Raw genomic sequence first — 11,926 nt, forward strand, 5'->3', positions numbered from 1 at the left:
CCTATGAATCCCGCGGTTGGTGTGGTGGCGCTTGTTGTTGTTTCGCTGGCAACGGCCGCCATCGGGTTCTACGGTCTGCGGATTTCCCGGACCACCGGCGATTTCTATGTGGCTTCCCGGACCGTCAGGCCATGGTGGAACGCCTCGGCCATCGGCGGGGAGTACCTCTCGGCAGCGAGTTTCCTGGGCGTGGCCGGGCTGATCCTGCTGTCCGGTACGGACGCCCTGTGGTTTCCCGTGGGCTACACCGCCGGCTACCTGATGCTGCTGCTCTTTGTTGCCGCACCGCTGCGCCGGTCCGGCGCCTACACGATCCCGGACTTCACCGAGGCGAGGCTGGATTCGCGCGCAGTCCGCCGTGTGACCAGCGTGGTGGTGGTTGTGGTGGGCTGGCTGTATATTGTGCCTCAGCTCCACGGCGCGGCCTTAACCATCCGGATCAGCACCGGGCTGCCGGCCTGGGTAGGCTCCGTGGCCGTGGTGGTTGTGGTGTGCCTGACCGTTGTGGCCGGCGGCATGCGCTCGATTACCTTTGTGCAGGCCTTCCAGTTCTGGCTGAAGCTCACCGCCCTTGCCGTGCCCGTCCTGTTCATCGTGTTCACGCTCGCCGGTGACGGGAGTGCCGCCGTGGCCCCCGCCGTCGTGAATCCCACCGGGCTGGCCCCGGCCGGGCCGTACCAGAACATCTCGCTGCTGGTGGCGCTGCTGTTCGGCACGCTGGGGCTCCCCCATGTCCTGGTCCGCTTCTACACGAATCCGGACGGACACTCGGCACGGCGGACCACGCTGATCGTGCTCGGGCTGCTCTCCGTTTTTTACCTGTTTCCCACCGCCTACGGGCTGGTGGGGCGGATGTTCGCGCCCGAACTCGCCCGGTCAGGGCAGGCGGACGCGGTGGTTCTCCTGCTGCCGGGGCAGCTGATCGGTGGAACCGCGGGCGACCTGCTCTCAGCGTTGGTGGTGGCCGGGGCCTTCGCCGCGTTCCTGTCCACCACCTCCGGCCTGGTGGTCTCGCTGGCTGGCGTGATCAGCCAGGACGTCCTGGGCGGCAGCGTGCGGGGATTCCGGCTCGCCGCCGTCGTCTCCGCTGTGGTCCCGCTGGGATTTGCCGTGATGACTGATTCCCTGGCTCTGGCCGGCAGTGTGGGCCTGGTGTTCGCGTTTACCGCCTCCACTGTGTGCCCGGTGCTCCTGCTGGGCATCTGGTGGCGGGGACTCACCGATGCCGGTGCCATTGCCGGAATGGTGACCGGCGGCGTCCTCTGCGGCGGCGCCATGGTGTGGGGAACGGTCCTGGGCGCTTCCGGCACGCCCTTCTGGCTGGCCCAGCCGGCGGCGTGGACGGTTCCCGCCGCCTTCGCCGTGATGGTGCTCGTCTCCCGGGGGACAAAACACCGGATTCCGCGGACCATGAGCCGCGTCATGACCCGGCTGCACACTCCCGAACGGCCGTTGGTGACCGAACGCTGAGTCCCGTGATCAGCTAACGGGCAGTCAGTCGATGGCCGCCATGAGTTCAACCACGCGGTCCAGGAAGGCATCAACCTGGGTCTCTTCGTAACCGTCCTTGCCCACGGCGGGACGGAAGACCACCCGGCGGACATTGTCCACGCTGAGCGGCTTGTCCTCTTCGAGGTAGCCGATCAGGTCGTAGCAAAGATTGTCCACGTCCAGGATGTTGTAACTCCGGGCCTTCTTTTTTGACGGGCGCCGGAAGCGCTCACCATCAGGCCGGTGGAGGCGGCCCCGGAGGATCCCGGAGAGGCTGCCGATCTCCCGCAGCCAGGCATCCTCGCCCTTGGCGGCGATCAGTTCGTCCCGTTCGCGGCGGGCGAAGGCGTCTTCGAGCCGGTCCAGCGCTGCGTCGACGACGGCGGCAGCGTAGCCTCCCTTGACCGGGTCAAAGGAGACGCTCCGGACATCGGCGCTGGTGACGGCGTGGATGGCGGCCTTCGGCGTCTCGAGTGCCACCCTGGCCCGCTGGAGGAACTGGTCCACCTGTTTGGCGTTGTACCCGAATTCGTTGCCCCGCACGCGCTCAAACGACGCGGGGATTTTCCGTTGAAAGTCCAATGCCACTGTTGTTCCTTTGTTGCTTCAGCTGGGTCAGGTTACGAGGTTACGCACCAGTCTATTGGCACTGCCGGCGGTCCGGCGGAGATGGTCCGGGAGGGTCGCGTCAGACGCCCGCAACCAGTGCGAACAGCACAAATGCAACGGGACATGCGAAGACGATGGAGTCCAGGCGGTCCATAACGCCCCCATGTCCGGGCAGGATGCTGCTCATGTCCTTGACCCCGAGTTCACGCTTGACCATCGACTCGGCCAGGTCTCCTGCGGTGGACGCTGCAACGACGCCGACGGCGAGGATCACACCCACCCACCAGGGTTTGCCCAGCAGGAAAATGCTGGCAAGGACGCCGATCAGCATGGCCCCGGCAATGGAGCCGGCGAAGCCTTCCCATGATTTCTTGGGGCTGATCTTCGGGGCCATGGGGTGTTTGCCCAGCGATGCGCCCACGAGGTAGCCGAACGTGTCGTTCGAGACCACCAGCAGCAGCATCACGGCCACCTGCCAGGCCCCGGGCGGCACGGTTCCGCCAGGCCAGAGACCCATCGGGGTGGCGACGCCGACGGCGTGCAGCGGCAACGTGGCGAAACTGATGAAGAACGGGACCCAGCCCAGCGTGAACACGCCGGCAAAGATGCTGTTCGCTGATCCGGCGGGGTTCTCCACTGAACGCCAGAGGAGGACGGCCACGCAGCTCAGGAGCATGGCGAAAAGCAGGCTCTCAAGACCGCCGAGATAGGCGGCGAACGGCATGGCGACTGTACCCACCATGACCGGGACGATGGGCATCCTGGTCCCGTTCGCCTCCAGGGCACGGAAGATTTCCCAGACTCCGAAGACCGCGAACCCGGTGGTAACAGCCACGAATCCGAGTGGAAGGAAAACCAGGCCGCCCAGCACGCCGATCAGCATGGCCAGGCCCACCACAATGGCTGCCGGAAGATTCCGGCCGGCCTTGGGCGTCGGATTGCTCCGCAACTGTTTCCCCCTGGTGCGCGCCCTTTGGGTGGGGGCCTGCTCTGCCTGGCTCATCAGACTTCGAGCAGCTCTGCTTCCTTGCGCTTGAGCAGCTCGTCGATGCCGTCCACGTGCGATTTGGTCAGGCCATCCAGTTCCTTTTCGGCGCGGCTGCCTTCGTCCTCGCCGGCTTCGCCGTCTTTGACGAGCTTGTCCAGCGTTTCCTTGGCCTTGCGCCGGATGTTGCGGATGGAGATCTTCGCGTCCTCGCCCTTGGTCTTGACGATCTTGACGTATTCCTTGCGGCGTTCCTGGGTCAGGTCCGGGATGGTGATCCTGATGACGTTGCCGTCGTTGGAGGGGTTGGCGCCCACCTCGGAATCACTCAGGGCCCGCTCGATGTCGCGCAGTGCGGTCTTATCGAACGGCGTGATGAGGATGGTGCGCGCGTCCGGAATGGCGAAGGAGGCAAGCTGCTGCAGCGGGGTGGGCGAACCGTAGTAGTCCACCAGGACCTTGTTGTAAAGGCCCGGGTTTGCCCGTCCGGTGCGGATCGAGGCGAAGTCTTCCTTGGCTACCTCTACCGCCTTGTCCATCTTCTCTTCGGCTTCGAGCAAGGTTTCTTCGATCACTGTCTCTCCTCAGAAATCAGTGCAGTCCGGGTACCGGTTCCCTGCACAATCTTGGTTCATGGTTCCTGGTTCCATTGTTGCCCGGTTGCGGGCATGGAACCGTGCTCAGATCATCCTAGCTGCAGCTACGGGGTCACCAGGGTACCGAGCTTTTCGCCCAGGATGGCGCGGGTGACGTTCCCTTCGCCTTCCATCCCGAAAACCACCATGGACAGGTTGTTGTCCTTGCACATGGTCATTGCGGTCTGGTCCATGACCCTGATGTCGCGGCGCAGGGCGTCGTCGTAGCTCAGCGTGTCCAGCTTCTCGGCAGTGGGGTCCTTCTTGGGATCCGCGGTGTAGACGGCGTCCACGCCGCTCTTGGCCATCAGGACGACGTCCGCGTGGACCTCCAGGGCGCGCTGGGCGGCCACTGTGTCCGTGGAGAAGTACGGCAGGCCGGCTCCGGCGCCGAAGATGACCACGCGGCCCTTTTCCATGTGGCGGATGGCCCGGCGGGGAATGTACGCCTCGGCGACTTGCCCCATGGTGATGGCGCTCTGGACGCGGGTTTCAACGCCGGCCTGCTCCAGGAAGTCCTGCAGTGCCAGGCAGTTCATGACCGTGCCGAGCATGCCCATGTAGTCGGCGCGCGAGCGGTCCATGCCGCTCTGGGACAGTTCCGCGCCGCGGAAGAAGTTGCCGCCGCCGACGACGATGGCAACTTCAACTTCCGGGACCGCTGCGGCGATCTGCTTGGCGACGTCGCGCACGGTGTCGGGATCAACGCCCAGCTTGCCGCCGCCGAAGACCTCGCCCGACAACTTCAGGAGGACGCGGCGCCTGCTTTTCTCTGGCTGGCTTGAAGAATTGACGGCTTCCATGGGTGCCTTCCCGTTGGTGAACTCTGAAAAAGGTTATCGTGCCGGGTGGCCAAAGGTCTCATCGGACGTTTAGCCGGTGCATGCAAAAGGGGCGGCCACCGAAGTGGCCACCCCTTTGCGGATTCGACTAGGAGCCGACGCGGAAACGTGCGAAGGACGTGCCCTTGACGCCGGCCTCTTCGAGGACCTGCGCCACAGACTTCTTGGCGTCCTTGGCGAAAGCCTGGTCAACCAGGACCTCACCCTTGTAGAAGCCCGTAACGCGGCCTTCCACAATCTTGGACATTGCAGCCTCCGGCTTGCCTTCAGCCTTGGCGGTCTCTTCGGCAATGCGACGCTCGGACTCGACCAGGTCGGACGGAACGTCTTCGCGGGTCAGGTAGTTCGGGGACATCGCTGCGATGTGCACTGCAACGTCGTGTGCGGCGGTGGCAGCGGCTTCGCCTTCACCGTCAACAGCGAACAGGACGCCGACCTGGGCCGGGAGATCCTTGGACGTCTTGTGCAGGTAAGCGTCAACAGTGCCGCCCTCAATGCGGGACAGCTTGCGGACAACAACCTTTTCGCCGAGGATTGCGCCTTCTTCGACGACAACCTCGGACAGCGGCTTGCCGTCGACTTCGATGGCCAGGAGGGTGTCGAGGTCGGCAGCGCCGGACTCCACAGCCACGGCCAGGACCTTGTCGGCCAGCTGGATGAACTTGTCAGCCTTGGCGACGAAGTCGGTCTCGCAGTTGACCTCGATCATCACGCCGACGCCGTTGCTGACCTTTGCGGCCACCAGGCCTTCAGCGGTGGAGCGGCCTTCGCGCTTGGTAGCGCCCTTGAGGCCCTTGATGCGGATGATCTCGATGGCCTTTTCGGCGTCACCGTTGGCTTCGTCAAGAGCCTTCTTGACATCCATCATGCCGGCGCCGGTGCGCTCGCGCAGAGCCTTGATATCAGCGGCAGTGTAGTTCGCCATGTGAACCCCTCTGTCTAGAAAATGTATGTGGTGTACGGACCGACAGGACAGCGGCTCACCGGGTGAGCCGCCATCCTGTCAGGTGCTCCGGCGCTGCAGGCAGCGCCGGAGAATCCGGATCTACTAGTGTTACTTGTCAGCGTCGGCGGCGGGAGCCTCGGCAGCAGCCGGAGCTTCCTCGGCAACCGGAGCAGCTTCTTCGGCTGCCGGAGCGGCAGCTTCTTCAGCAGCCGGAGCAGCCTCAGCGGCAGGTGCTTCTTCAGTCTTGCTGCCTTCGAGGAGTTCGCGCTCCCACTCAGCCAGCGGCTCTTCCGGAGCTTCCGTGGTGCCCGTGGCGCGGTTGTGGCGGGCGATGAGGCCCTCAGCAACGGCGTCGGCGACAACGCGGGTCAACAGGTTCACGGAGCGGATGGCGTCGTCGTTGCCCGGGATCGGGAAGTCGACTTCGTCAGGATCGCAGTTGGTGTCCAGGATGGCCACAACCGGGATGTTCAGCTTCTTGGCTTCGTCAACGGCCAGGTGTTCCTTCTTGGTGTCCACGATCCAGAGCACGGAAGGTGCCTTGGTCAGGTTGCGGATACCGCCGAGGTTGGTTTCCAGCTTGGTGAGTTCACGGCGAAGGAGCAGCAGTTCCTTCTTGGTGTACGCGGAACCGGCGACGTCGTCGAAGTCGATCTCTTCCAGTTCCTTCATGCGCTGGATGCGCTTGGAAACGGTCTGGAAGTTGGTCAGCATACCGCCGAGCCAGCGCTGGTTCACGTAAGGCTGTCCAACACGGGTAGCCTGCTCAGCGATGGATTCCTGGGCCTGCTTCTTGGTGCCGACGAAGAGTACGGTGCCGCCGTGTGCAACGGTGGCCTTTACGAACTCGTAAGCACGGTCGATGTAGGACAGCGACTGCTGAAGGTCAATGATGTAGATGCCGTTGCGCTCCGTGAAGATGAATCGCTTCATCTTCGGGTTCCAACGGCGGGTCTGGTGTCCAAAGTGGACGCCGCTGTCAAGCAGCTGGCGCATAGTTACGACGGGCATGCCGGCGCTCCTTCCGGCAGGTCATTCATGAGAGAGCCTTTCAGGCCCTCTTACCCTGCCAATAGTTGACGGTTAATTAGCGTGGCCCAAGGCGGGCCGTGCTCCTGGCATCCATTGCGACTCTTATCAGGACCGCGAGGCCCTGACCGCAAGAGACACAATCCTCCTCATACAAAGCCGGGGCTTCAGATTTGGAGGGCTGGATACGCGTAGTCAGTTGCTGCTCCCCCGCATTCCTGAATGAGGCGTGCCGACGCAAGCGTTGAGGGCACAGCAAACTGCTCCATCAAGTGTACAACAGGAGCCAATAGCCGAAGGACAACCCGAGGGCCTTCGACGGGCGTTTTCCACATGGCCAAAGTGCGCACTCCCGCTGAGGGATCCGGCACGCAAAGCTGGGCTTATGAAAGCAATAGTTGCCCTCGCGGCAGTGCTCTTACTGCCCGTCGCGGCGGCTCCAGCGGATACAGCGCCGCGCGCTTCCTGGGAGTGGCCGCTATCCCCCAGGCCCGCGGTGCTGCGCGCCTTTGACCCGCCGGACAAACCGTGGATGAGCGGGCACCGTGGCGTGGACCTCGAGGCAACGCACGACGGCGTCCCGGTCACCTCGCCGGAGTCCGGCACCGTCAGTTTCGCGGGAGTAGTGGTGGACCGCCCCGTGATCACCATCGATCACGGGGGCGGTCTCCGCAGCAGTTTTGAGCCAGTCGAAAGCCCGCTCACGGCCGGGGCCGTGGTGGCGAAGGGCGAGATGATCGGAACGCTGCAACCCGGGCACTGCGGCGCTCTTGCCTGCGTCCATTGGGGCGTCAGGCAGGGGGACACCTACGTCAATCCGCTGGAATTCGTCACCGACCTCCGCCCGTCCATCCTGCTGCCCCTGGGGCTGGACACTGGCTGACCGCCGAGCGCTGACGGCTGACGGCTGACGGCTGACGGCTGACGGCTCTAGACGATCGCCGAGATCCCGGTGATGGCTCGGCCGGTCACGAGGGTGTTGATCTCGTGGGTTCCCTCATACGAGTAGATGGCTTCAGCGTCGGCAAAGATCTTGGCCATCTCGAAGTCGGTCACGATGCCGTTGCCGCCCAGGAGGCTACGGCCGATCGCCACGCTCTCGCGCATCCGGGCGGTGGTAAATGCCTTGGCCAGGGCGGACTGTTCATCCTTGGCCTGGCCGGCATCCTCCAGCTGGGAAAGCCGGACCATCATGCCCATGGAGCTCACGGCGTTCCCGAGGATCTGCACCAGTTGGCTTTGGACGAGCTGGAACGACGCGAGCGGGCGGCCGAACTGGTGGCGTTCCACGGCATAGCGGCGGGCCACGTCAAAGGCTGCCAGCTGCTGTCCGACTGCCTGCCAGCCGACGGACAGCCGCGTGACCTTCAAGACCTTGTTGGTGTCGCGGAAGCTGTTGGCGCCCGCCAGCTTGAAGAAGTCCGGAACCACCACGTTCTCCAGGACGATGTCTGCGTTCTGGACGGTCCGAAGGGAGATCTTGTTTTCAATCTTGGTGGCGCTGAAGCCGGGCAGCGCCGTATCCACGAGGAAACCCTTGACCTGGTTGTCGGCGAGGTCCCGGGCGTAGACGACCACCCAATCCGAGAAAGTAGCGTTGCCGATCCAGCGCTTGGCGCCATTGAGGATCCACGTGTCGCCGTTTCGCTGTGCTGTGGTGCGCGTGCCGCCGGCTACGTCGGAACCTCCCAGCGGCTCCGTAAGACCAAACGCGCCGATCTTCTTCAGCGAATAGATATCCGGGAGCCAGGCGTCCTGCTGTTCCTGGGAGGCCAGGGCTTCGATGGAGCCGGCAAACAGTCCGTCGTGTACGCCCATGAAGGTGGCGATGGAAGTATCGGCGCGCGTGGCCTCGGCATGGACCAGGCCGGCAAACAGGTTGGAGTAGCCCTGGCGCCTGACCGGACTCACCAGGTCGATTTCGGCCAGCTTGGGAATGAGCTCCATGGGGAACTCGCCGCGGTTCCAGCAGTCCACGGCAATGGGCCGGACTTCGCGGGCGAGGAAGCCCCGGATCTCGGCGAGCCGGTCCTGCTCCTTGGCGGTGAGAAGCTGCTCGAAGGCGAAGAAGTCGCCGTCGGCGTACGGAAGGTTGTTGATGTCAACAGAGGCTTTGGACATTTGGTTCCCTCGCAAGATCAGCAGCGCGGACAGGCCAGCCATGGCAGGACAGGCCGGGACTCAGCGGCACGGTAAGTTACTGGTCAGTAACATACCGCAGATTGCGGGAAAACGAAAGAAACCGCGGCCGACGATCTCTCGTCAGCCGCGGTTCCACGATGGTTTGGTTCCTGCGGTGTCGTGCTTGGTAGGGCTACTCGGACTTGAACCGAGGACCTTAGGATTATGAGTCCCGCGCTCTAACCAGCTGAGCTATAGCCCCCTGCCCTTGCCGGCGTGGTCCGCGGAGGACTTCGGCTTCAGCAGGGCAAAAACACTCTAGCAAACAGTGGCGGGCATCAGGACCACGCAGTTAGGGCGCCGGGGTCCGGGCAGGCTGGAGCGGGCCACTGCGAGACCAGTGTCAGAGGGCTTTGTCGTCGTAGCTTGCACCCCGGTAGAGGTCCTCGAAGGTCTGCAGTGTGCCCTCGATGCTGTGCGGTTCCACCATCCGCCGGCTTGCCTGGCCCATTGCCGCCCGTTCCTCGGCTGGCAGCTGGAGGATCCGCGTGATCTTGGCTGCGAGGTCGTCGCTGTCGTTGGGTGTGAACAGATAGCCGTTCTCGCCGTCGCGCACCAGGTGCGGCAGAGCCATGGCATCCGCCAACAGGACGGGCGTGGAGGCAGACATCGCCTCAAGGGTCACCAGGGACTGAAGCTCGGCGGTCCCTGGCATGCAGAAAAGATCCGCCTTGATGTAGGCCTCCCGGAGGTCCTCATCGCTGGCCAGTCCCAGGAATTTCACCCGCTCCCCCAGTCCGAGCCGTTCCGCATGCGCTTCAAGAGCCGCGCGGACTTCGCCGCCGCCCACAATTTCCAGGTGGACGTTGAGCTCTGCGGGCGTCTTGGACACGGCATTGATGAGCACGTCCACGTGCTTTTCCTCGGCCAGGCGCCCCACAAACACCACTGTTGGGTGGGCGTTTGGTTCGATCACTTCGCCGGGCTGCAGCTCATAGGCTGCGGAGTCAATGCCGTTGGAGAGTGGCAGTACCTTGTGCAGGAAAGCGTGCTGGTGCATGGCCTTGGCGGCCAGGGGTGTGGGCGTGGTGACGACGTCGGCCTGCCCCATGACCTTGCCCATGTCCTTCCAGGAGATCTTGCCGATGATGTCCTTGAACCACTGCGGGAACGGCAGGAACGGGTTCAGGTTCTCCGGCATGAAGTGGTTGGTGGCCACGATCCTGATGCCCCGCTTCGCCGCTTCGTAGAGGACGTGCTCGCCGATCATGTAGTGGCTTTGGATGTGCACCACATCGGGCTTGATCCGATCGAAAAGGAGGCCGATCTCCTTCTTGATTTCCCAAGGGAAGCAGATACGGAAGTACTCGTGGGTGAAGACCCCGTGGGAACGGAGCCGGTGCACGGTGGCCTCGGAGCGGAACTCGGTGAAGCTCGCGCCGTCGTCCGCACGGCAAGCCAGCACATGCACGTTGTGGCCGCGTCCGCTCATGCCGTTGGCCAGACGGTAGCTGAACTGCGCGGCCCCGTTGATGTGGGGCGGGTACGTATCCGCGGCAATCAGGATGGTCAGGGGAGGCTGGTCAGAGGGCGTTGTCACGTGAAGAGCTCCTGAAGGTCACGGCACGGGCAGCTGTCGCTGGCCGCACCGGTTGGCCGCCGGCACGGTAGCGCGGGGCCTCTTGGAATCGGCTGGTCATGAAAGTGCGCGAGTTGGGTAACAAGCTAGTGGGACGCCCTGCCCGCCGCCTTCCGCGCATCTTTCCTGCGCTTGGTGACCTCGGGATGGTGCCTGGAAAGGGCGATCACCCCCACGATAGCAAGCGAAGCAGCCGTAGCCATGGCAATCGCCATCACGGCGTGGACGTCCGGGCGCAGCTCGCCCAGGATCACGATGCCGATGGCGATGCCCACAATCGGGTCGATGACTGTCAGCCCGGCGATGACAAGGTCCGGCGGGCCGCCCGAGTAGGCGCTCTGCACAAACCAGGAACCCAGGCCGCCAGCCGCCGCGATGGCCACCACCGAATACCACTGGACATTGAGCAGCGCCAGCCCGTTCGGGTCGAGCAGGTGCTTGCCGATGATGCGCGTCAGCACCGCGACAAAGCCGAACAGGACGCCGGCGCCGAGGATGTAGACAAACGCGCTCATCCGGTGCCGGAACATGACCGCCAGGGTGCCGAACACGCCGACCGCCAGCGCCAGCAGCAGCACAATGGTGAGCTCGTCCTCCTGGCTCACATGGTGGTTCTCCTGCGTCACGTTGACGGCGAGCAGGACAAAGAGTGCGGAGCCGGTCACGCAGGCCGCGATGGACACCATGGTGGCCCGGTTGATGGTGATGTCCTGGTCGCGGGCGTTCACCACGGTGGTAATGACAAGCGCAATGGCGCCGATCGGCTGCACCACCGTCAGCGGCGCGGAGACCAGGGCCACCGCGTTCATTCCCATCCCGAGGCACAGCAGGAGAAGTCCCAGCACCCACCGCGGATTGCGGAGCAGACGGAGGAAGCCGTTTGAACTCAGCGCCAGCCCGCCGGTGTCGGCTTTGACGGCGCTCCCCTGCTTCTGCGCACCCAGGGCAAGGCAGAATGCCCCAAGCACCGCCAGCAGGACCGCCACCCATACCATCAGGCGGTGCCGCCGTCGTGATGGGACTGCTGACGGCCCTTCCGCAGAATGGCCCAGAAATAGTTGTACGCGGCAATCCAGTGGCCGGTGAGCCCAAGTCCCAGCACGATCCAGGCTGCAATGTACAGCGGCCCGGCAAACGGGGTGTCCAATCGCGACAGGACGAGCAGGGGTGTGCCCAGGAGCAGGAGTCCGGTGCGGACTTTGCCCACACGGCTCACTGGCAGGTCCGGATGGCCCCGGAAGTAGGAGAGCGTCAGCACCAGGAGCACGGCGTCAGGCACCAGGAGTGCGGCCAGGTACAGCCAATGGACGACGCCGGCAATCACCAGGGTGACCGCCACCGCTATCAGGGCAAGCCGGTCAGCCAGCGGATCCATGACGCGGCCGAGCTTGGACGCCTGGTCGAAGCGGCGGGCCACGTAGCCATCAATCCAGTCGGTTCCCGCCATGACCACCAGGACCACAACGGCAGTCCCATATTCCTTTTGGGCCAGCACGAGCCAGACAAAAAGTGGTACGCCCATAAAGCGCAGCACTGTCAGGGCGTTGGGGATGGTGAAGACGCGGTCGTGGTCAACCTGGGGGCGGCCGGGCCGCGCACCAGCGCCGATGAACCTCAATCCGTCCCCCT

At 64.2% G+C, this 11,926-nt stretch carries 12 protein-coding genes and 1 tRNA gene; 2 read left to right on the top strand and 11 right to left on the bottom strand.

Annotation, left to right across the window (positions count from 1 at the left end):
• The first annotated feature begins 3 nt into the window (after positions 1-3).
• Positions 4-1,470, top strand: a complete 1,467-nt coding sequence (locus AU252_RS03490) for a cation acetate symporter (protein WP_058929532.1) — start codon at positions 4-6, stop codon at positions 1,468-1,470.
• Positions 1,471-1,494: 24 nt separating this feature from the next.
• On the opposite strand, the gene AU252_RS03495 is transcribed toward AU252_RS03490, so the two are convergent.
• The 6 genes from AU252_RS03495 to rpsB all read right to left on the bottom strand — a co-directional run bounded on the left by AU252_RS03495 (position 1,495) and on the right by rpsB (position 6,519).
• Positions 1,495-2,079: a DivIVA domain-containing protein gene (locus AU252_RS03495; RefSeq protein WP_056348278.1), complete on the bottom strand. Its 585-nt coding sequence runs from the start codon at positions 2,077-2,079 to the stop codon at positions 1,495-1,497.
• A 100-nt stretch (positions 2,080-2,179) separates the two neighbouring features.
• Positions 2,180-3,103 carry a phosphatidate cytidylyltransferase gene (locus AU252_RS03500; protein ID WP_058929533.1) on the bottom strand — a complete coding sequence of 308 codons (924 nt, stop codon included), beginning with the start codon at positions 3,101-3,103 and terminating at the stop codon, positions 2,180-2,182.
• Positions 3,103-3,660 carry a ribosome recycling factor gene (gene frr, locus AU252_RS03505; protein ID WP_056348274.1) on the bottom strand — a complete coding sequence of 186 codons (558 nt, stop codon included), beginning with the start codon at positions 3,658-3,660 and terminating at the stop codon, positions 3,103-3,105. The genes AU252_RS03500 and frr overlap by 1 nt, the downstream gene beginning before the upstream one ends.
• A gap of 125 nt (positions 3,661-3,785) precedes the next feature.
• A complete protein-coding gene (gene pyrH / locus AU252_RS03510; RefSeq protein ID WP_056348271.1) occupies positions 3,786-4,523 on the bottom strand; it encodes a UMP kinase in 738 nt (245 codons plus the stop codon).
• Positions 4,524-4,650: 127 nt separating this feature from the next.
• Positions 4,651-5,487 (bottom strand): translation elongation factor Ts, encoded by an 837-nt coding sequence (gene tsf, locus AU252_RS03515; RefSeq protein WP_058929534.1) that lies wholly within the window; start codon positions 5,485-5,487, stop codon positions 4,651-4,653.
• A gap of 129 nt (positions 5,488-5,616) precedes the next feature.
• On the bottom strand, positions 5,617-6,519 hold the full coding sequence (gene rpsB, locus AU252_RS03520) for a 30S ribosomal protein S2 (protein WP_056348267.1): 903 nt from the start codon (positions 6,517-6,519) through the stop codon (positions 5,617-5,619).
• Positions 6,520-6,922: 403 nt separating this feature from the next.
• Between rpsB and AU252_RS03525 the strand changes: the two genes are divergently transcribed.
• Positions 6,923-7,420, top strand: coding sequence for a M23 family metallopeptidase (locus AU252_RS03525; protein ID WP_058929535.1), 498 nt, complete (start codon positions 6,923-6,925; stop codon positions 7,418-7,420).
• Between the two features lie 47 nt (positions 7,421-7,467).
• Here AU252_RS03525 and AU252_RS03530 read toward each other — a convergent pair whose 3' ends face one another.
• The 5 genes from AU252_RS03530 to AU252_RS03550 all read right to left on the bottom strand — a co-directional run bounded on the left by AU252_RS03530 (position 7,468) and on the right by AU252_RS03550 (position 11,915).
• Positions 7,468-8,658, bottom strand: a complete 1,191-nt coding sequence (locus tag AU252_RS03530; protein WP_058929536.1) for an acyl-CoA dehydrogenase family protein — start codon at positions 8,656-8,658, stop codon at positions 7,468-7,470.
• 185 nt (positions 8,659-8,843) lie between these two features.
• Positions 8,844-8,920 (bottom strand) — tRNA-Ile (locus AU252_RS03535).
• A gap of 141 nt (positions 8,921-9,061) precedes the next feature.
• Entirely contained in the window at positions 9,062-10,258 is a 1,197-nt protein-coding gene (locus AU252_RS03540) for a glycosyltransferase (RefSeq protein ID WP_058929537.1), read from the bottom strand.
• A gap of 125 nt (positions 10,259-10,383) precedes the next feature.
• The gene (locus AU252_RS03545; RefSeq protein WP_058929538.1) at positions 10,384-11,292 is read right to left on the bottom strand and encodes a DMT family transporter; all 909 of its coding nucleotides are present in this window, start codon (positions 11,290-11,292) and stop codon (positions 10,384-10,386) included.
• The gene (locus tag AU252_RS03550; RefSeq protein ID WP_058929539.1) at positions 11,292-11,915 is read right to left on the bottom strand and encodes a CDP-alcohol phosphatidyltransferase family protein; all 624 of its coding nucleotides are present in this window, start codon (positions 11,913-11,915) and stop codon (positions 11,292-11,294) included. The genes AU252_RS03545 and AU252_RS03550 overlap by 1 nt, the downstream gene beginning before the upstream one ends.
• Positions 11,916-11,926: the final 11 nt, after the last annotated feature.

Origin of the sequence: Pseudarthrobacter sulfonivorans (genome assembly GCF_001484605.1) — a bacterium.
Classification (GTDB): Bacteria; Actinomycetota; Actinomycetes; order Actinomycetales; family Micrococcaceae; genus Arthrobacter; species Arthrobacter sulfonivorans_A.